The 19919-nt window shown below is 56.3% G+C and carries 19 protein-coding genes; 10 read left to right on the top strand and 9 right to left on the bottom strand.

Translation table 11 applies throughout. The features are described from left to right. Window positions 1–1288: 1288 nt before the first annotated feature. Complete coding sequence (locus HB376_RS25490; protein ID WP_213766503.1) at window positions 1289–1558, bottom strand: DUF1488 family protein; 270 nt, start codon at window positions 1556–1558, stop codon at window positions 1289–1291. A gap of 1370 nt (window positions 1559–2928) precedes the next feature. Between HB376_RS25490 and HB376_RS25480 the strand changes: the two genes are divergently transcribed. After that, entirely contained in the window at window positions 2929–3117 is a 189-nt protein-coding gene (locus tag HB376_RS25480) for a hypothetical protein (protein ID WP_213766502.1), read from the top strand. 287 nt (window positions 3118–3404) lie between these two features. On the opposite strand, the gene HB376_RS25475 is transcribed toward HB376_RS25480, so the two are convergent. Continuing rightward, a complete protein-coding gene (locus HB376_RS25475) occupies window positions 3405–4808 on the bottom strand; it encodes a replication initiation protein (protein WP_213766501.1) in 1404 nt (467 codons plus the stop codon). Window positions 4809–5871: 1063 nt separating this feature from the next. Between HB376_RS25475 and HB376_RS25470 the strand changes: the two genes are divergently transcribed. From HB376_RS25470 to HB376_RS25450, 5 genes are all read left to right on the top strand, one after another. Beyond that, window positions 5872–7083, top strand: a complete 1212-nt coding sequence (locus HB376_RS25470; RefSeq protein WP_213766500.1) for an AAA family ATPase — start codon at window positions 5872–5874, stop codon at window positions 7081–7083. After that, window positions 7080–8057 (top strand): ParB/RepB/Spo0J family partition protein, encoded by a 978-nt coding sequence (locus HB376_RS25465; protein ID WP_213766499.1) that lies wholly within the window; start codon window positions 7080–7082, stop codon window positions 8055–8057. The genes HB376_RS25470 and HB376_RS25465 overlap by 4 nt, the downstream gene beginning before the upstream one ends. 2507 nt (window positions 8058–10564) lie before the next feature. Continuing rightward, window positions 10565–10840: a YlcI/YnfO family protein gene (locus HB376_RS25460; RefSeq protein ID WP_213766498.1), complete on the top strand. Its 276-nt coding sequence runs from the start codon at window positions 10565–10567 to the stop codon at window positions 10838–10840. Beyond that, a complete protein-coding gene (locus HB376_RS25455; RefSeq protein WP_213766497.1) occupies window positions 10837–11136 on the top strand; it encodes a type II toxin-antitoxin system RelE/ParE family toxin in 300 nt (99 codons plus the stop codon). The genes HB376_RS25460 and HB376_RS25455 overlap by 4 nt, the downstream gene beginning before the upstream one ends. Before the next feature lie 818 nt (window positions 11137–11954). After that, window positions 11955–12230 carry an HU family DNA-binding protein gene (locus HB376_RS25450; RefSeq protein ID WP_213766496.1) on the top strand — a complete coding sequence of 92 codons (276 nt, stop codon included), beginning with the start codon at window positions 11955–11957 and terminating at the stop codon, window positions 12228–12230. A 76-nt stretch (window positions 12231–12306) separates the two neighbouring features. Here the strand turns inward: HB376_RS25450 and HB376_RS25445 are convergent, their stop codons facing one another. From HB376_RS25445 to HB376_RS25435, 3 genes are all read right to left on the bottom strand, one after another. Beyond that, window positions 12307–12525 (bottom strand): hypothetical protein, encoded by a 219-nt coding sequence (locus HB376_RS25445; protein WP_213766617.1) that lies wholly within the window; start codon window positions 12523–12525, stop codon window positions 12307–12309. A 38-nt stretch (window positions 12526–12563) separates the two neighbouring features. After that, the gene (locus tag HB376_RS25440) at window positions 12564–13031 is read right to left on the bottom strand and encodes a hypothetical protein (protein ID WP_255631573.1); all 468 of its coding nucleotides are present in this window, start codon (window positions 13029–13031) and stop codon (window positions 12564–12566) included. 400 nt (window positions 13032–13431) lie between these two features. After that, window positions 13432–14046 (bottom strand): LuxR C-terminal-related transcriptional regulator, encoded by a 615-nt coding sequence (locus HB376_RS25435; protein WP_213766495.1) that lies wholly within the window; start codon window positions 14044–14046, stop codon window positions 13432–13434. Between the two features lie 117 nt (window positions 14047–14163). Between HB376_RS25435 and HB376_RS25430 the strand changes: the two genes are divergently transcribed. The 4 genes from HB376_RS25430 (at window position 14164) to HB376_RS41215 (ending at window position 16370) form a co-directional block, all read left to right on the top strand. Then, window positions 14164–14478 (top strand): hypothetical protein, encoded by a 315-nt coding sequence (locus HB376_RS25430; protein WP_213766616.1) that lies wholly within the window; start codon window positions 14164–14166, stop codon window positions 14476–14478. 13 nt (window positions 14479–14491) lie between these two features. Continuing rightward, complete coding sequence (locus HB376_RS25425) at window positions 14492–14782, top strand: isochorismatase family protein (RefSeq protein ID WP_346730579.1); 291 nt, start codon at window positions 14492–14494, stop codon at window positions 14780–14782. 254 nt (window positions 14783–15036) lie between these two features. Beyond that, complete coding sequence (locus tag HB376_RS41220; RefSeq protein ID WP_255631572.1) at window positions 15037–15897, top strand: MFS transporter; 861 nt, start codon at window positions 15037–15039, stop codon at window positions 15895–15897. Window positions 15898–15932: 35 nt separating this feature from the next. Continuing rightward, on the top strand, window positions 15933–16370 hold the full coding sequence (locus HB376_RS41215) for a hypothetical protein (protein ID WP_255631571.1): 438 nt from the start codon (window positions 15933–15935) through the stop codon (window positions 16368–16370). A gap of 188 nt (window positions 16371–16558) precedes the next feature. Here HB376_RS41215 and HB376_RS41780 read toward each other — a convergent pair whose 3' ends face one another. The 4 genes from HB376_RS41780 to HB376_RS25405 form a co-directional block, all read right to left on the bottom strand. Then, on the bottom strand, window positions 16559–17062 hold the full coding sequence (locus HB376_RS41780) for a hypothetical protein (RefSeq protein ID WP_346730578.1): 504 nt from the start codon (window positions 17060–17062) through the stop codon (window positions 16559–16561). Window positions 17063–17128: 66 nt separating this feature from the next. Further along, entirely contained in the window at window positions 17129–17776 is a 648-nt protein-coding gene (locus tag HB376_RS41775; RefSeq protein ID WP_346730577.1) for a hypothetical protein, read from the bottom strand. A 12-nt stretch (window positions 17777–17788) separates the two neighbouring features. Further along, window positions 17789–18661 (bottom strand): hypothetical protein, encoded by an 873-nt coding sequence (locus tag HB376_RS25410; protein WP_213766493.1) that lies wholly within the window; start codon window positions 18659–18661, stop codon window positions 17789–17791. A gap of 346 nt (window positions 18662–19007) precedes the next feature. Then, on the bottom strand, window positions 19008–19712 hold the full coding sequence (locus HB376_RS25405; protein WP_213766492.1) for an IS6 family transposase: 705 nt from the start codon (window positions 19710–19712) through the stop codon (window positions 19008–19010). Window positions 19713–19919: the final 207 nt, after the last annotated feature.

The following is a 19919-nucleotide window of genomic DNA, read 5'->3' as shown; positions in this document are numbered from 1 at the left end:
TGCGACATTTTTCCCGTACGGAGTACGTCACGGCTCATCGCCGGACGAGACCTAACTAAGTGTTTTGCAAGCAGCAAAATTCGGTTGCGCAGTATCTAATAGGTGTTTACGCTTAGTCTGTCTCCTCCATGTCTCCACTGATATGGATTGTGCCCGCCATCATGAGCGGGCTTTTTTTCGTCTATGGTTGGCACGGAGGCACCTGCTCGGGCGATGGTCCAACTCGGATACCCAATGCAGGCTTTTGAGACTGACAAGCACGGGCGTGCGATGAGGGCGATGGCATTGACAGGTTGATCGACCGCGCCAACTTGATTGCGAAGTCACCGCCCTTTGCGTGCGTTGGTCCTAGCGTTGCACGCCCAGTTTCCGGCACCTACTCGATCTCGCAAGCGCGACCTGTGGTGGCACGCACGACGATTTTGCTGCAGTGTGAAACGCGTCGCATCGGACTTCGTCTAGCGCGGGAATCGCCTGGCCAGGACGCCCGATCAGACGTGTCGGCTCGACGAGGCAGAGCGGAGTCTAGCTCCTGTCTCTGTACATCACATCTGCGCTTAGCGCGTCCTGCGCAGTCCATCCAATAACTGGACTGTGGCGTAGTCTTGCACTAGCTTTTCGAAACCGCGGACGGCATCCGCTTCCATTTCCCGGATGCCCTCTTCTCCCCATGCAAACCGGATTTGCCCGTCGCGTTGAATCCGCGATTGAAATAGCCGCTCACCTCATCAATTTTTTCAGGGCTGCCCGAGTTCGTATAGAGGACTGATTGGGGCGATCGCGGCATCGTAGAACAGGTTGTACTTCCTCTTGGGTACGAACGAGACAGGCTTCGACTCAGTGAGTAAAAACGAGCCGATGAATTGTAGCCGATCTTTCCTCCCCATCGGGGTCGCAAGTGTCCAGACCTTGCGAGGGAGGCGTTCCTTCAGTTGTCAAAGCAGGGCCCGTCAAACCCGAGCGTCCATGGCAGCATTCGTTTCGCATACCTATCGGCAGACAACGGATTCTCTCGCTCGTCCTCACCCATTGCCGTCGTCGATGACGACCGCCAAGGCTAACCGAGCATCTTCGAGCTCCTGGACTGCGGCAGTTAGACGTGCAAGCTCCAGGGTGGAAGCTTGTCGCTCTCCTACGGCGGTGAAGTGCACCTCTATCGCAGCAGACGCGGCTTGCACTTCGCGGGCGGCCTCGGCCACTCTTGCGAGCGCCGCTGCTTCGCGAGGATTTGAATTCTCAGCTTTCATGTTTGCATTGTGGATTGCGTTGCCGCGAATTACCGTCTCGCCTACGGCTGAAAGTCGGCCGCCTCTAGGTGGACAGAAGCAGCCGCGAGTCGACGCGCCTTGCGTTCGGCGACGGCAACGATTCGCCGACGTCCGTCATTGAAAATCTTGAGCACGCGTGCATCGTCCGCATCAGGCTGAAGCCAAAAGTAGTGTTGCAGCGATTCGCGCGAAACCGTGCATTTCACAACACGACCCGCGGCGAGGAGTTCGAAGGCGACCGCGAGTCCGCCTCCTACCACAGTGGGCTCAACGAAACTGGTTGCGTTCATTGCCATCCTCATGTGAACCGATGTTCCTCTAACGCATGGCGACATACCTGAAGCATGCGCTGTACGACCATACTGGCTGGGTTCAACTTCATGTCGCCCATGAAGAGACCCTGAACGTCCTTGTTTTAACGCAATGCCCACGCCGCGCAGATCGCGCCTCGCAATTTGCAACGCTAACTGCCCCAAGGCAAATTCGGTCCGGCCACGACAGACTCAACCAGTTGCGCGAAAGTCACGACCGGCAGGAGTTCACCACGTGGCCCGCTCGCCAGTCGCTGGTCAGCGCGTAAGTCGCCGCCGTAGCGACGAGATAGCACAGCAGGTCAACACGCGCGTTGGGCGAGAGGCTCATTTCACGAATTTCCATATATCCACTTTTACAATAAACCGCCGAAAGACACTAGCCAAGATCTAGCGTTTATTCGGCTGGGGAACGATCACTAACGCGTTTCATCGCAGCGATAGACTGGGCGGCTCAACATCGCACGACGATTCGTCAGATCAGAAGTGCAGCAGATAGCGCGAAGCCCGTGACTCGGCGCTGCCGCCGCTGGAACGATGGCGGTCAAGTTCATTCATACGGATGCCAACTTGTCGAATAAAAAGGGCCAAATGACTGTCTCAATGAGGCGGTCGCCAACTGAAATGCTGATTGTCCGCGTGGCAACCTCAGCGCTTCGATAAAGCATTCGACGCATCATTTTGGAAACCACTGAGCCGCCTGAAAGCGCATCGTGAAAGTACTGCACCGCTCCCGTCGAACAACAAAAAAGACGTAGATAAATGACACAGGCTTTAGCCACGTTCCATCTCGGTCACGGACCCAAAAATCGACCGACCCTCGTCTTCTTGCCAGGCACCCCCATTCCGCCAAACGCCATCGCGCCCGTCACAAGAATCGTTAAACTTCGCGCAATTGGCGTGGGCTGGCTCGATGGGTGCCGGCCCACACGACCTTGACTCGGTTGCAGCGCGTGTAGCCATTCTACTAAGAGAGCTCGAGCCAACCGTGTTGATAGGACATTCAGTAGGCACACCGATCGCGGCGCTCGCCACTGCAATCGATTTACGCTCGACGAAGAGCAACGTGGCTGGTCTCGTGCTGAGCAATAGCGGAGCGAATACAAAGGGACATGGCGACGTCGAATCAGTCATCGAGCACGTCCTTCAGATATGGGGGCCGCCGCTGTGGAAAGCCATGACTGAACGTTCGCTTGGAAGCGTCTGCCCCGCCGAGCTTGTGGACTCGTTTATGACGTATCCACGTCGCCCTACTGCTAAGGCAACCACCGAGAGCTTGCGCAGTTTGCAACAGACCGACCTCATAAGCATGCTCAGCGAACTATCATCCCTTCCCACCGCGGTGGTTCATGGAAGTCGCGACCCGGCTCGCACTTTTGTATCATGCACAAAGCCTGAACAACGGTATTCCGGGCTCAAGACTTGTGGTGCTTGATACGAGCCATACGTCGGGCGTCGAAGCACCCGACGAGTTCGCCGGGGTAGTCCGCTCCGTCGTTGAACAAGGCCTGGAAGCCAGCACCGAACACGTAGATTAGTTGTTCGCCTGGCAGTATCAGAAGGTGTATGCGTACGCCATTGCAACTCCAGATCAACGAGCATCCTCCGCTCTCACCGACCCGCCTTCGCCCAGCTTCGCAGGCCAGTTAGTCCTTTCCTATGTACGATACACACGGGCGGCAGCTATACAAGCTTGCCTCGGGACACAAAGCCCAATCTGTCAGTTGAACTTCTGAAACTTCGGGGCGTGAACGATGCCATCCCGCCAAACATTGGAGGCACCAATTTCGAGGTTAGCTTTCGGCGACATTCGATTTCCAGCGTATTAAGGCGATGTACGAGACGAATTCATGCGCCCGAACACAAATTGTCCCAGATACCAAACGAGGTCCGCATTTGCGAGGATGTCCTCCTCCGTTACTGCTGAAGCCTCAAGTTTCATACGCCGGAGCATGAGTTTGCCTTGGCTCGACGTGACCCATGAGCGCACCAACTCTTTACGGGTTTTTAAGTCCGCAGAGTCGAAGTGTTCACGTCCTTTAAGTGATTCTTCATTCATGCGTGCACGGACCTCTTCTTCGCGCGACGCCATAGTGCGTGCAACCGAACTCCGGGTTTCATTCTTCGCGACCTCAGTTTTTTTTTCGTCGGTAAGCAGCCTTGCCTGAACGTCGACCATCGTCCGTTCGGCTTCAGACATTTTCCAGTTATCGCGGAGAGCTCTCATCAAGTAGCCAGCTGGACTCCTTTTTACCTGTCCGCGATTAATCTTGAAGCGAGTGTATTCGACAGCTTGCTGGATGTGCGTATCGGTCCAGACTTCACGGTTTTCGGAAATCTCAGTGAACTGTTTAGTCGACAAGTTGAATTCATCCTTGAGAATCTTGTACAGGTGGCTGGCGTCAGCCAAGCTGGCCAAGACAGCGTCGGCGGTGTCCTTGCGCTTGAGCAGAAACCTTATGCGGTCGATTTTTTTCGATGTGCTGGACTCGGTCCTAGTTTCATACGTGAGATCGATGTCCGATACCTCATTGATTTCACGCACTGCCGGCTCGAGCCAGTCGCGTTTGAAATATTTGAAGATGGCGGCGTTTGCGCCCATTTTTCCAGGCCAATTTCGCATGTCCTCAAGCGGTATCCATTCCGTTCGACCATCGGGGACACTCGGCAGTATCTGGTCATAAATCGCGCGCGCCAGGCTGCGCGTAAAAGCGGTCGAAATGCGCAAGCTCAGCCAGTGAGACTTTTTTGGGTCACGGATATGCGGGACCAATCGAGGATGCACGTCGAATCGGACCCGCCCCCTGTGGAACCCCACCATCCCCAGGAGTTGGACTGAGACCCATAGGTCGTCTTCGTTGGGGTCACGATCGAGCGGCGTGTCTGTCACCTGGATTTTCGCGTTCTGCGCTTCCTCTGCGATTGTTCGCAGGTGCTTAAGATTGCGGCTGTCATAGCGCATGAGCCACTTGAAGTAGTTCAGTTCAACGTCGTACTGATCTTGTGCGTCCTGTTCCTGTGCGACGATGAAATACGCAGCGTCAAGAAATCGGCGCGCCGGTAGCCCCATGTTGACGATTTGGGTGAAGAAATTGTTGCGCTGATAGCCGATTTCCCGGGTGGCTTCGCTGATGGGCATGCCTAGGTCGAACAAGTCCTCGAACAACGCGAGCGCCATCTGCCGAGGTGTTACCCTCGATTTGCTTTCTTCAGGAGTGTTCGCCGCCATAAGCGCATCAGCTGATCAATTAATTGCTGCGAATGTAGCATGCATGGGTGAGCTGTCAACACATACAACCTCACCCTCCACCCGTGATATGAGGTTGGTTGCGCTACCTCGCCGCTTACGCCCAATCAACCTCACCTAGGCACAATCAACCTCACCACGTTGAACCTGCGCGGAACGATAGCGCCTTATCTCATGCCGCCGGCAGCGGCGCATTCCTGGCGATGCACACCCAACCTCACCTTTGCCAAAGCAGTTTTTTTCTCGCACATCCAATCTCACCTTGGTGTGGAACAAACCTCACCTTCACCGCACAACGAAACTCACCTTGGTGCACAGCAAACCTCACCTCCAGCACAAGGAACCTCACTTTTCCACGGCTAAGTGCTTGAAACTAAAGAATGTCGGAGGTGTCTGTTGGTATGTGAGTTGGTTTAATTCTTTAAAAAAACAAGACCAACCGGTCATCAATAAGCGTACATCTGAGTTCCTGTCGGCGGTGGGGTTAATTGGGCAGGGGCCAGAAGTGAGACAGGTGCCGAAATCTGCGTGCATGAATTCAAGGTGCGGTTGATTGTGCATCGCGTCGACGCTGGGTGTTGTTCGCGGAGGTTTTTCTGGAAAACATATTTTGAGGGTCCAAACCGCGGGATCGAAGGTGAGATTGATTGTGCTGAATTGTGTTTGTGCCTTCTTGCATCAGTTTTTTGCGGGTCTTTCTTGAACCTTGAATACGAAGGTGAGGTCCATTGTGCATCTCGGACAAGGTCGAACGACGCAAGAGTAATAACAGCACAATGGACCTCACCTTGAAAGTCCGGTAGTAGTGAAAGTAGTTAAGGAAGAGAACGGTCTGACAGCACGCAGCCGACAAGACAATCTAATTACAATGGTTCAAGGAGGACATGGATAGCTGCACGCTTCGCAAATGCGTCCTTTGAGGTCGTGAACAAGAGTGGAGAGAGGTTTCCACAGGAAATCTCTATGGTAAACAGCGATTTATAGCGCAATTTCCAAGTAATTCATGTATTCTGAGGTTAATTGAAATTTTTTGGAAAACCTCAGAATGGTGAAAACAAGCCAACTTCCTGCTGTAGATCGAACTGTTCACCTTGAGCAGATTAGTCAGTTCGCTGAAAGGGTCTCGATTTTCACAGATGAACTACGTGACACTATTCTCGCTCCACGGCCAAGAAAGGCTGCGCCTGTCTTCAAAACAGGGGAGATTGCCGAGATGTGCAATATCGCCCACTCTCAGGTTCAATACCTCGCCACCAAGAGTGACGGAGAGTTACCGTCGGGCACCGCAGCAGGCACTGGCCGGACCCGGATATTCACTCTAGAGGAAGCGCGTGTCTGGGTTCAGAAAGTCTCGGACATTTATCAGACTCCGCTTGTTACCGGAACTCGGGAGCCTGAAGGAAAGATCATCATCACGGCTCAGTTAAAGGGCGGGTCGGCAAAGACGACTACGACCATGTGCCTAGCCCAAGGATTGACACTGCGTGGGCGTAAGGTGCTGGTTATCGACCTTGACCCACAAGCATCGCTTTCTGAGCTTTGTGGCCTATACGCGGAGAAGGACGTCACGCCGGACGACACGATTCTGCCTTACATTTACGACCAAGACATCGAAGGCGGCTTGGAGGCGAGAGTTCAGTCGACATACTGGGATGGTCTTGATGTAATCCCGGCTCACACTGAATTGATTGGTGCAGAATTCCATCTGCCCGCGATGCAGAAAATGAGACCCGGATTCCGGTTCTGGACTGTGCTGCGACAAGGCCTAGAGCCTTTGCGGAACCGATACGACTACATTCTCATGGACACGTCGCCTTCCCTGTCGTACCTCAATCTAAACGCATTGCTGGCAGCAGACGCGATGGTTATGCCAATGGTCCCAGAGAATCTCGACTTTATTAGCTCGTTGTCGTTCTGGCGCCTGTTTTCTGATGTGTCCAAGAGCTTTATAAGATACGAGACAGACAAGAAATACGACTTTATTTCGCTGCTGCTTTCGAGGGTCGATTATGGCCGTACCTCGTCAGCACCCATCGTGCGTGCATGGGCACAAAGCGCCTATGAGAGTTGGTTGCACTCGATTGAGGTGCCTGCGAGTTCTGTAATGAGTACGGGAGCGCTCGCTTTCTCAACGGTGTTCGACGTCAGCAGTACCCATAGCGCGTCCAAGTCGCTTCAGCGAGTTAGACAGCCTCTTGTCGATTACTGTCGTTGGATAGATGAAATCTATTCGGAAAAATGGAGGAACGCGCAATGAGCAACATGCGTGAGCAATTGCTAGCTAAGACGGCGGGCATACGGGCGACTTCGGCTATCAATGAAGACGAGGCGAAACGTAGCACTCGAACGCAAACGGCGCCGGGCCTCGCGGGCGCATTGGCGGTTGCGCAGCTCCGTGTGCAAGAGCTGGAGTCCACTGGCGCCGCCTCTCGATTGGCGGTGTCCGATGTTGTGCCGAACCCTTGGCAGCCACGTCGAGTATTCAACGAGGCGAAGCTGTCGGAGCTAGCGGAATCCATTCGTGAAGTCGGGCTTATGCAGCCGATAGTGGTCCGCAGGTCCGAAGAGATCTATCAGATCGTGGCGGGAGAACGTAGATGGCGCGCACACGTAATGTTGGGCCTGGACACAATAAACGCGGTTGTTGTCGCGTGTTCCGACGCAGATATGGCGGTGCTGGCCTTGGTGGAAAATGTCAGCCGTGACGACTTGTCGGACTATGAGATCGCCACGTCTATAAGGCGAACGGAAAAGGAGTTTCCCGACCGGAAAAGGATGGCCCAGGCGCTGGGTATGTCCCGCAGTGGGCTCTACCAGTTCCTTTCATTCGAGAATTTGCCGGACTTCATCAGGAAGGACCTAGACATTCAGCCCCGACTACTTGGCGGGACCGCAGCTCAGGCGATTGTTACGGCGATAAAAAAGCATGGCGAGAACGGAATGAACGCCATAGTGGACCTCTGGCCCCTTGTTGTGAAGGGCGACATGGATCAAGGGAAGGTCGCGGCGGCAATTAAGGCGATGGCAACCCGCCAAGCGACGACAGCCGACTCAGCGAGCGAGCGGAGCATCGACAAGTTCTTTTCCGGCAAGGAACACGCGGGCTCTATCACTAAGGATGTCAGCGGTATCACGGTAAAAATCAAGTCCGGCGTGTTGACCGACGCACAGGAGACTCAAATTAGGGAGCTGATAAGCCAGATGTTCCACAGCCAGCCTAAAGCGGTCTGACGAACGCTGACCGAAAAAAAGCCCGCCATGTGCGGGCCTTTTTGTTGCTGTTTGCTCAGCGCGTCTAGAGTCTAGACACGAGCCAGATCCGGCGGACCGGACGACGATCGTTTTCGCAGGATGTAGTTGTGTCTAGACACAATCCAGCGGCGCTAGCATCCGAAATGGCGAGCGTCTCGAGTCCAGGTGCCCACGTCGGATAGCCTACCGGTCGATCAGGGCGTCGGCACTCGGCGCTACCCGGGCGCCTGGCTGATCACGCAGCGGATTGGTCCTGCGTCCTAGCCTGCTTACGCACACACCATAGGTCGCGCTGGTGCGTTGAGCGATTTTCAACTCTGATTGGCTGTCGATCCCCTGCGAGAAAGCAGCGACTACAAAATATCGCGTCGCGAACGTGGTAATAACGTCTGTGAGGTCTGCAACAGGACCGGATCGCATTTGCGAGAAGAATGCCACGACCCGGAAAAGTACCGGAGGAGTCGTATTGCCCACAACAACAGCAGACCACGACGCTCGTGGGCACATCATGAAGATGCCAGGACGCAGCGCGACCGTCCTTGATGATGACAGCGGTCCGGCTGGTAGCTAAATCCTCGCGATCGAACATGTTCAGGAAGGCTGCCTGATCCCAGTTGGTTGTTTCTGGCTCGTGGCGTCGGGGACGACGTTAAGTCCGCGGTATCCCAACAAACCTACGACAACTGGCCTAGCCTGCGATCCAGCAAAGGTCGGCACCAAAACGTGATCAACGCGCGGGTTGCCCCCTCCGATAAACGCCTTGTCACGGCTCGCCACTCCGGCGCGAAGAACTTCTCCGACCAGCCCTTTGCGAGTTCCGGATGATTAAGCAGTTGTGCCGGCGACAACACCTCGGCCCCACACATTCTCAAGCGCCACTATCGGCCTCTGCCCAGCGCGTCCAGTTGCGGACACTGTGAAAGAATTGCCACGCGACAATAGCTTCACTTCTGAGCGTGTCTAGATTCTAGACGCGCATCGTCTCGTTAGCGGTGCGTCGGTTTCGTGCCCGAGAAACATGCCGATAAAAATGTCAAGTTTCCGCTGCTGATAGACGGTTACTCGCCGTCACGTTGTCGAACCGCCAGCGTCAAATCCCAAGGCGAAAGAATCGATATTGCTCTGTTTCGGCCACCGTTCCCATCCTGTGTCATCAATCGAGCGGCGCGTTCGACTTCCAATTTTCAGCTGAAGCCGCGAGGCATTGAAGAGTCGTTTTTTCAGCGTCGGGGGTTTGGCCCCTCGAAGACAATTTCTGCGGATACGACAAGTGTGGCGCAAACTTCGCGCGGAAAGGCATCCCATTGGCAGTCCCGCGTCACATCGCATGTGAAAGATGTATTTTGCTCCCTCCTTGCGGCGCGCCGCATTTTCCTCTGGCGAGCAGTCGATCCACATAGCCGGTACAAGATATCGCGCTGAACTGGCCACGCCAATACGGCTATGGTTTAAGCGGTTGCTGCCTTCTTATCCCAGCGTGTCGCGCAAGATCATAGCCGAGCAATCGAACTGTGATCCTGGCGCGAAAGCGGAGAGCGTTGAAGTGGCAACACTTGGTACGCTTCATCAATGTCAGTGCAAAGTAATATCCGCGCAGAAAGCAGCGATCATCCCTCGCGCGAACGAGAGCGTCTTCACGCCGCGGCTTCCGGGGTCTCGAACGACCGCGGAGAGCCTCGTTGAGCAGCAGCCCAATATCGCAGCACTTCGTGCTTGCACGACTTTTACAAAACGCTTCGCCTTACCGCAAGTAGCATGATGATCGCTTCTCCGCATGCCGCCGCTTTGGCGATCTACGCCCAAATTCGTTTAGCCTCCTGGTAGAGACACCGTGAACCATGCACTGTCGGAGGCCCATCTAGGGACCGGACTAGAAAACTCATGTCAGACAGTGCGCAATATTGTGCGAATCCCAAGCGCAACTAACAGTCTGCCGGAAGCACATACACAACAAACAATGCCGCCCTCAACAGTCAACGGCGGTAAATGGGTGCTACTAGTCATCTGCGAGTCGTGGCAATCTTTGCTGTATAAAAACACAGTACTAGAGGAAGCCATGGAACAGCGGGTAAGCATGCGGTACGAGCAGGATCGCCGGCCATTAAAGGGGTTTATTGAGTCTGTCGGCGAGACAGAGATTGTCAAGGCTGTACGCGCGTATGCGCTAAAGGTGATGCTAACCCTACTTGTGGACCGTGTGTCGTCAGCTGGGCAAGTCGGTTCACAAGCTATTGAACCGGTGTTCTCAGCCCGGCAAGGTAGGCGAACAGCACCTCCAAGCGATCCACCATATCCTGCAGCGCCTGCGCACCCACGCCCGAGTGAGATTGTGAATCGACGCAATCATCGGTCTTCCGTCAATGAAAGCTGATTTCCCGGAATTAGGTGGCACCACTAAGCGGCAAGCACGGCAACCATCAGCGCAGGCCGATATCCGATAGTTCGTGCTAAAATTTGCGCTGCAAATGCAACGCATTGGAGCAACCATGAAAACTGCTTCCCTCCCTTCGCTTCGTGTCGATCCCGACCTGCGCCAGGCCGCTGAAAGTGTCTTAGAAGACGGCGAGAGCCTCTCGTCTCTAATGGAATCGTCACTGCGATCAAGTGTCGTCCGCCGTCAATTGCAGCGAGATTTCTTCGCTCGAGGGTTTGCTTCCCGGGATGAGGCCCGTCGCACAGGCGAATATTACGCCGCCGATGATGTACAGGCAGAACTCGAAGCGATGCTTGCTGCGACCCAGAAAGGGCAAGGTGCTCGTTGAATTATCAGGTCCGGTACACGGGTCAAGCGCGCGCTGACTTGATCCGTCTTTACCAATTTTTACTAGAACAGGACCCGGTGGCTGCTGGGCAAGCGCTCGAAACGATCCGCAAGGGTGCCGATATGCTCGAATCGTTTCCCTTCACCTGCCGCAAGATCGACCCGGACAATCCCTACCTGCGAGAACTCGTCGTGCCGTTCGGCAATATGGGCTATGTCGCATTGTTCGAAATTGAAGGCGCGGAGACCGTGACGATTCTCGCCATACGGCATCAACGCGAGGATGACTACCACTAACCATGGCGCGTGGTTCCGGTCAGCGTGGCGCAATGGATGCAGCGTGTGTGAAACGCTCGACACGCCGGACGCGTGTTCGTGCCATCGGCACGAGCCGTATTAACTGCTAGACATTATGGGGGTAATGTTCAGTAGTTTGAAGGCAATCCAAGGGAGCGAAGAGCTCCGACCGGCTCTCCGACCGTCCGCCACGGCAGCGGTATTCGATGCGGCACATTGAGGCTTGCTGAATCGCGCGCGAACCATGTGCCGGCACGGCGGCTGATCGACTTTCGATTGAGCGCCGCGGCACCGCCTGCGTGCCAAAGTGTTTCGCAAATCAGCAACTCGTGAAACATTCAACGTTGAATTCGTGGCAGCCTGCAAGCTATATCCAGCATGGAATGGCCGCGCTAAACGCACAAATGTTTCACGCTGCCGCGAGACCCTTTCGGCTCGACACGCTCTAAAAGAGGTTTTTCAGTCGGCGAACAGCGAAACGCCCGCCGTATAAGGCGTTTGTATTAGATAGGATGTAAAACGTATTGAACACTACGTCCTGAATGGCGCCCTGGGCTTGACGATACGCAACTGAAGTGTTCGGAGACATCACAGATGCCGACGGGATTTCCGGGAAGGGCGAGCCGCCCATCGACGCGGCGAACGATGACACGGTCAGTCCCAGCAGTCGAGCGTTGTAGGAGCCGGCCGCGCCACATCGAGTGGTGGTCCTTCGAGATCCGCTTTGGCTCATAAACCCAACGAGGTCGGTCCGGTGCGGTATTCTCCTTCCCCGACGGGTAATAGGCTGTCTCTCGGTTAAATTGGAGAACGCGAACATGAACAAACAGGAACTCATCGATGCAGTGGCAAGCGAAGTAGGCATCGCGAAATCTGCCGCAGCCGAAACGATCGACGCATTTTTGGCGACCGTGACGAACGCGGTGGTCAACGGCGACCCAGTTCAACTCATCGGGTTTGGATCTTTCAACACAGGCGCGCGTGCGGCCCGAGCCGGGCGCAATCCGAAGACCGGCGAGGCGCTTCAAATTGCCGCGTCGACGACCGTCAAGTTCACCGCCGGCAAGGCGTTTAAAGACGCAGTGAACCAGTAGGGTGTTGAACGCGGTATCCGCCTGCGCGGGTCGCAGGCGGTGGCAATGAGCTCGGCTTGATACCTGCGGGCTCGCACTAGAACAATTGATCGTCGAGCAATCTCAGATTTTTCCATTTCACCGCGCTGCGTCGCTCGACACCATCGGCGTGCAGCGAACGGATCATGACGCGCTCGCCCCGTGCCGCACCCAGCACCTCCGCAATTCGGTCGCCGTACCGCACCAGCGCCCCGCGTTTGGGACGCGTCTTCAGCGAGAGGCGAGCGCGGGAGCTGACACGTCGGATGCGCGGCATGGCTAAAAAGCGAACGCGTTCATTGGAAGGGGGACCCGTTAATCCGATTTCGGGCGGACCAGCGGCGATACGCCTGTGCCGGCGAGGAATTGACGTAGTTGTTTTTCAGCCTCCACTACTCGGTGCATCGGTGCTTCGCTCAGTTGCTGGTCGTGCAGCGCCAACAATCGTTTGATCACGGGTGCGTCCTGCTCGCTGATCATCCACCGGGCGCTTTTCGCTGCGACGGCGAGGGCGTTTTCGAACGCCGCCTCTGCATGTTCGTAACACTCAAATGGCATATCACCAAACCCCATGCGCTGAAGGAAGTAGGCCATATACACCGAACGGACCAGTTCGTTGATCTGATGCCGGTTCGCGTTGTCGCCTCGGCAAGCAGCCAGCGCGAGGTGGTGGGCCAGTGACATCGCGCGCGCCGATTGCGCCGACATCGGCAGCAGCAACGACTTGCTCAGCGTTTTTCGGTTCGCACCCGGGCGGGTGATTTTTCGCTTGGTGCCTGCCATACGCGTATCGAAGCAACGTTCAGAAAAATTTGGGTCAGCCTGCTTTCGGCATGTGAACTCGCTGTTGCCGTTGGTGCAAGAGGTCGGAGACGAACCGGCACGCGTTCGAGTCCGCGGCGGATATTAAGTCTCCGGTGTCTACCATTTTCATCACTCGAGCTCCAGGGCCTCCAATGAATCGCACACGGCATCCGTAGGTGATGAGCCCACCGCGCCTCTAATCACGTTTGGGCTAGAGGCCCGATCGCGAGTCGCATTTTAGCGCAACAGGGCACGCGAGCACCCAACGCGGAAGGGAAGAAGCCGCTAGGAGAGTGGACGGTCAGGTGGAATGGGCACTGTCTGTTCCGTATCCAGCATCGGTCATATCTTTGGGCATTTCCGTTCCCATCGGATAACTCTAGGCAAGGAGTGTTTTAACCAGCTCGGTTGTCGAGGGCGCGTCGAACTTCTTCAACAGCTTTCCACAAAAGACCTCAACAGTTCGAGGGCTGATACCCAACGCTATTCCGATTTCCTTCGCAGTCTGGTTCTGGATGAGTAATGCCGCCACATCGCGCTCGCGGCTGGTCATTGAATTTTTAGCCTCTGCGATCAATTTATTGGCTGAACTTGCGCCGCCCGACAGGCTCGTTGCAGCACCCATCTCCGAGAAGAACCACAGTGCCTCGCGGTACGGATCGTCACGGTGTTCACTGACGCCCGTCACATTCACCCAGAAAAGCTCGCCGTCGGCCCGTTGCATGGCTCGTGGCTCTGTGATTCGGCCGAACTTTTTTAGCGCCGGAATTACGCGTGCTCCGAACCGCTCGAAGGCCACCTGATTCGGGTACAGGATTCGGACCGACTGACCGACCAACGCGTCGCTTGTGGTGCGAAAGATGTCCAGGAATTGCCGGTTGCAGGCGGATATCACCCGCTGACGGGTAACCATGAGAGCGACCGGCACGTGCGCGAAAACCTGCTCATAGTTGATCGGCTCAGATACGGGCGCACCGGATGGCATTCCTTTCATACAACCTCCTCGCAGTAAGGGTGATTCCGTACGTATCTGATACGTATTGATATGCGTATATTGCACTCCTACACTTCAACTTGCAATGACATTTAACCTATTGATTTGGAGGAAAAAATGGACGACTACAAGAATCGCTCGTACGGCGCTGTTGAGATTGGCATGAGGGGTAAGGTCGGGATCGTCGTCGTGGACTATCAGTTGGCCTTCACCGAGCCAAAATATCCGCTAGGTGGCGCGCCGCTCGTTATGCGTGGACTGGAAAATACCGCGCGCCTTCTAAAGGTTGCTCTCGCGCACAACGTACCTATCGCGACATGTTTCACCGCTTACCAAACCGAGCGTGACATGCCGCACTGGAAAGTTGCCGCTGTCCGGGATCAGTTCAGACTGGATCATCCGAGCTCAGCTGGACCCTCAGATATACGATAAGGATTACGACGTAGTGGTTTGCAAGTTCGGACCGTCCATATTTTTCCAGACGCCGGTGGTGCCGTATTTCATCAAGGAGGGCGTTGAGACGGTCATCATCACGGCATGCAATACGAGCGGATGTATTCGTGCATCAACGATCGACAGTTTCCAGTGGGGCTTTCGCACGATCGTTCCGGAAGACTGTGTGGGCGATATCGAGGAAGGCCCGCACCGCGACAATCTGCGCGATGTCGGCCGACGATACGCAGACGTGTCGAACGCTGGCAACGTGATTGCGTATATCAAACAGTCCACGAGGTAGTCCTCGGCAAACAATGTCCGGTATCGGGCTGTGTACGGAACTGCGTCCCGGAGGATGCCGCGGGTGCCCGCGGCGCCCAGCTCCGCGTGAGCCCGATCGGCGTCGTACACGCTGTAATGCTGTGAAATAGACGGTCGCGTCCCTGACCGGAAAGAACTTGTACTTCCCGCTCCGCCCTTGACCCGAAAAGTGTCCTCCTCTGACGACAGCGATCGGTAGCCGTCGCTCACGCTCAATATCCCGTGGAGAATCCCATGAATCACGCCCCCACCGTTGACGGTACCCTCGAACCGGATGAAATCGAGCACAGCATGACGAGAATTGCCGTCGCGAGCGTCATTGGAACGACGGTCGAATGGTACGACCTGTTTGTGTTCGCGACCGCGTCGGCGCTCGTGTTCAACGAGGTGTTCTTTCCGGGCTTTGTGCCGTTGATCGGCACCTTGCTCGCGTTCGGCACGTTTGCGTCTGCGTATCTGGCACGTATCGTGGGCGCAGCGCTGTTCGGTCATTTCGGCGACCGGCTAGGGCGCAAGTCGATGCTGCTCGTGTCGCTGGTGATCATGGGCATCGCCACGTTTTGCATCGGTCTTCTGCCGGAGTACGCGTCGATCGGCATCTGGGCGCCTCTCCTGCTGCTCACGCTACGCATCGTGCAAGGTCTCGCGCTAGGCGGCGAATGGGGCGGTGCGGTGTTGATGGCAGTCGAACACGCACCGGCCAACAAGCGTGGCCTTTACGGTTCCTGGGTGCAAATCGGTGTGCCTGCGGGCACCTTGATCGCCAACCTTGTTTTCCTGCTGTGCAGTGCGGTGCTACCCAATGGCGCGCTGCTCGCATGGGGCTGGCGTATCCCTTTCCTCGTCAGTGTGTTGCTAGTCGCCGTCGGCCTCTATGTTCGACTGAACACCTCGGAAACGCCGGCATTTCGCAAGATCAGGGACGCCGACGCCCAGGTCAAAGTGCCGTTGGCTGAACTGCTGGGCAAGCACTGGAAACAGATGCTGCTTGGGGGCATCGCCACAATGTCGACCGGTACGTCGTTCCGCCTGATCGTTGCGTTTGGACTGACCTACGGAACGCAAACACTCGGTTTTTCGCGCAACGCGATCTAGCTATCGCGCTGATCTCCTGCGCGCTTTGCATTGTGATGCTGCCTGCCTTTGGACGGCTCTCCGATCTGATCGGCCGCAAGCCTGTAATCGTCGGCGGCATTATCGCCGACGCGCTGTTGGCATTTCCGCTCTTCTGGCTGCTCGACACCCGCGAGTTCCCCTCCGCGTTGCTCGGCTATCTGCTAATGATGACCGCATTCGCCGCCAACTATGGACCGATTGCCACCTTTCTCGCGGAACTGTTCGGCACTCAGGTTCGGTACTCCGGCCTGTCGGTGAGCTACATGCTATCCGGACTGTTGGGCAGCGCGGCGACGCCGATCATCACGACGGCACTACTGTCGACCACTGGCAAGGGGGCGTCGGTTGCGTGGTTTATGGTGGGGTCGGCGGCCAGTTCGACTGCGGCGCTTTTACTGCTGACGGAAACGGTGCGAAGGGATCGGGGTGCGACGACTCCGCTCAGTTGTTGATATCACGTCTTCTGTATGGGTGTCGCCGCAGGTGGGCTGAATCTGAATCGAAAGCGGACAGGCGTGAGCCGCATCCATGTCGCCCCACTGGGTCGAGGAGAGTCATTGCGCTCGCTCATCAAGGGCTGTTCGCGCAATCCTCGATAATCGTTTCGACACACGCTGACTTTTGCGCGCTGGTGTTCGCATCAACGGATGTAATGTGCCAAAGCCTCCTCGACCACCGTTCGCTCTCTGCCTCGGTTGCCTAGCTGGGCCCGAATGCGCGCGTTAATTTCGGCCGTGGCTATGCCCAGCGCTTCGCCGGCATGGACGATTGCAGCGTATGCGTCGAGTACATCGATACGCGTAATATCGTAACCATAGCCCGCCGCCATCCAGTGCAGCGCGCTCAGCCCGCATGACATCGCGAAGTCAGGTTGACTATCGCCGAAGTCTCTCGCTGCGCGGGTGAGCGTTCGCGGATCGGTGGGACTTCGCTTCGCAAGCGACGCGGCCAACTCGAAGAGACCCGCGTCCTTGGCCGCTGCAAACCATTTGCCTTCCGAGCCAGGATCGCTGGCTACGAGGTCGTGCAGGACATCGCCCGGCTGCTTGTGCGGGTACTTTTTGACGATGGCGCGAAACGTCGCCAGATGGGTGGTTCCCTCGTCGGCGATGATTGCGTAGCGGGCGTAGGCCTCATCAATCATTCCGGACTGCAAGAGGATCGTCTCACAGGCTTTCGCGACCGCGCCAAGTGGGGCATTGGATTCCTGTCAAGCCTGTGCATAGCGGAGTGCTTCGGCTGGCTGGCCTTGCGCCATCAACGCATCGACTCCCCAGCGACGGTAGTGCCACCAGTTGAAACGTGCGCTGTCCGCCAGTCGGATCAATTCTTCGTAGCGTTGAGCGCCGTAGAGCGCGCTCAGGCAAGCAGTCGTGCCGGTAAAGAACTCGCCATGGGCATCAGGGCCTAACACACGTGTGGTCGTCCCCAAAAGCCGTTCTGCCCAAGCCGAGGCGATTGACGGCGTCACGCATAACTGGCCCCAAAGGTCACCTAAGTGTTCGATGTACGGTATCCGGTCTTCTTGTAGCGTATCGAATAGCCGCTCAAGCCACGCTTCGCGCACGGATTCTGTCACGTCTGGCGCAGCGATGATCGGGACGAGTACGTCGATGGCGCGATTCACCGCGCTTCCCAGTGCCCCGGAGGAGCTATCGACTTGCTCCAGCGCGGGCGAGAGCTTTTCAAGAAGCAAAACAGCGCCGTCGGCCGCAAGCAGAGGGTCAGTGCGCGCCGTGCGCTTGATTTCTGTTCCCGCTTCCTTCAGACCCTGAATCGGCAGCGCTGAGCGCCAACCGAAAGCCTGACGTCGAAAGTGGGAAGCGAATGCCCACTTGTGGAAGCTTCTTCCGACCATTGAAGTTTTCAATCAGCGAGTGCTCATGTAGGACAAGTAGAGCGAGGCGTGCAAGCCCTGAAGCTTTTTGCGGTAATCCAAAACGTCGTAGTGGCGGCCTTGTCGCTCAAGGCTGAGCAATTCAAGCAGCAGTCGCATGGCGCGTTCCGGACTTGCCTGCGTTGAGGGTTGCGCCGCGATCAGGAGGCGCGCAAGAGCGGGTTTCTCGATCAAGACCCAGGCAGGAAACCAAGCGATATCCGTGCTATCACCGGCGCCTTCAAAGCTCGCGTAGAACTTCTTGAGCAACGAATCCAACGACTTGTCGCCCATTCGTTCGACAAGCCCGGCACAGCGATCCGGCGCGAGCCATGCGAGTTCCGCCAGGAGGGGCCAAGTGTCCTCCAGTGCGTCGAGCCGGTAGGAGGCTTCGGCCATCCATGCTAGCGGCGCAGGAATGCGACGCCATGATTCGATAGTAAGGACCGATTCGCGCGCATCCGACCAACCGCCTGCCTTCAGCCATAGCGCTGCTGCATGGGTGTCGATCGAATCGCCTCGGAAGGGCAGCGAAGTCGCGCGCTGCGCCAGTTCCCGCCATAGAGGCAAAAGCCATCTGCTGCCCGCATGCTCGCCCCACATGCGCAGGGCGGCCGGCGTGGTTTTTTCAACGAGCCCACCGCGTGCTTCAGCCGCAACTTGATGCTTGGAGAACGCGACGGTTGAGCGCAGATCGAGTGCGCCGGCCAGAGCGGTCAGTTGGGGAATGCTGTCGTCATCGGGATACTCGTCACTCAGCCGCCGAAGGGTCTGCTGTGTCTCACGCGCGTCGTAGCGTTGCAGCGCGCTCAAGACATCGTTGCGCAGCATCACATCGCGGCTATCTGCAAAAATATCGAGTTGCATGCTTGAAATCGGGAGCCAGCGGCTGTTCAAGTGAAAGCCAATTATGCCATCGACACCTACCGTCCGGGATTGACTGGACGGAGCGACGCCGGCTGTTGCGGATCGGCGTAATCGAGCAGGGGATGATCGGCCTGACAAGGCTACCGAATTAGGTCTCGAAATGCGATTTCGGAGGCCGGTTTTGATCGAATCCAGAGGTGCCGCGCAGGGTGCGATGATGGACCGGACAATACGTGAATGCCGCAAACTGGAGAAACGTCGCGTGAAATCCAGTCTCAGCGCAAGATTTCTGGTTCTGTCGCAGTAAGGAAATTAGGTGGAGGTGAGACAGAACGGATAGGAATGCTTATTTCGCGAGATCGTAGAATTGCTCGGCGACTGAACGACGCCGTCCATCGTCACTCTTCATCTGCCCTTTCGCTATCATGTGCATGAGTTCGATACCGCCTAAAATGATGCGGGCGCAACGGAAGCTCTTGAATCCTAGCATTGGTCGTACGATCCGTTTGATCGATCGATGGTCTTGCTCCACCACGTTGTTCAGATACTTCGATTGTCGAATTTTGATCGGCACTTCGCGATCAGCATTGATCGCATTTAGCCCTGCAAGATTCGCTCCGCTCTTGTCGATCGTCACCGTCTCCGGTACGCCGTTTCCAGCGATCGCCTTTTCGAAATAGCGCCGGGCCGCGGCCTTGTCCCGCTTGGCGCGGAACAGGAAGTCAACCGTGTCGCCGGCCTTATCAACGGCCCGGTACAGGTACCTCCATTCGCCCTTGACCTTGATGTAGGTCTCATCCATTCGCCAACTTCGACCAACCTTTTTCTTGTACGGTCCGAATGCCTTACCGAGCGCAGGCAGCAATTTGATAGCCCACCGGTGCACCGTCGAATGATCGACCGACACTGCCCGCTCGGACATCATTTCTTCCAGATGACGCAGACTCAACGGATAGGCGACGTACCAACGTACGCATGTCAGCATTATATCCAGCGGGTAATGCAGCCGTTTTAGCGCCTTGCTCACAGTGGCGTTCGGGGTCTTGGTCATTCGTTACATCGCTCGTCTCGGAACCGACCACCATAGCAGATCGGCTTACTGCGACAGAACCCTCCGATCGGCACCCTGAAAATCAACCCCTGGATCCTGGGCGTCGGTTTTGGCGTGACGTTTTGATCCCAGACATACAGGGTCCCGCTGCACCTTCCAGTGCGTACGTGCAGTGGACTAATCGCAATTCACGCTGGCTAGCCGACA

Origin of the sequence: Caballeronia sp. dw_19 (assembly GCF_018449515.1) — a bacterium.
In the GTDB taxonomy this organism is placed as follows: Bacteria; Pseudomonadota; Gammaproteobacteria; order Burkholderiales; family Burkholderiaceae; genus Caballeronia.
The sequence above is the reverse complement of the archived record's forward strand: the minus strand, read 5'-3'. Positions and strand labels throughout refer to the sequence as shown.